The sequence below is a fragment of the Salinivibrio costicola subsp. alcaliphilus genome, from assembly GCF_001996185.1.
In the GTDB taxonomy this organism is placed as follows: domain Bacteria; phylum Pseudomonadota; class Gammaproteobacteria; order Enterobacterales; family Vibrionaceae; genus Salinivibrio; species Salinivibrio costicola.
Genome location: NZ_MUFR01000222.1, coordinates 1 through 239 on the forward strand (window position 1 = coordinate 1; position 239 = coordinate 239).

The 239-nt window shown below is 47.7% G+C and carries 1 pseudogene; it reads right to left on the reverse strand.

Features of this window, described 5'->3' with window-relative positions:
• Window positions 1-239 (reverse strand): annotated as a pseudogene (locus BZJ21_RS15955) (glycosyl hydrolase family 26); the annotation flags it as partial.

A 239-nucleotide genomic window follows, 5' to 3' on the forward strand; every position in this document is an offset into this window, starting at 1 on the left:
ACGCTCAAAGTCACCAGATATATCCATCACATCAAAAAACTCATCCGGATCAGTCATATAGGCTTCTGCTTTAGCCTGCTCTCGCCCCGCTAGTGACCAGGCCATTTTTAAACCGTCAAAATCCCGCTTGTTGAGCAAGATGATAAGGTTACTGTAAGCGCGATACAGCATTTTCATGTGCTTGGGGTTATTTTCATCGAACGGGGTGGCATCCACCCAACGCCAACGTGGCAGGGTTT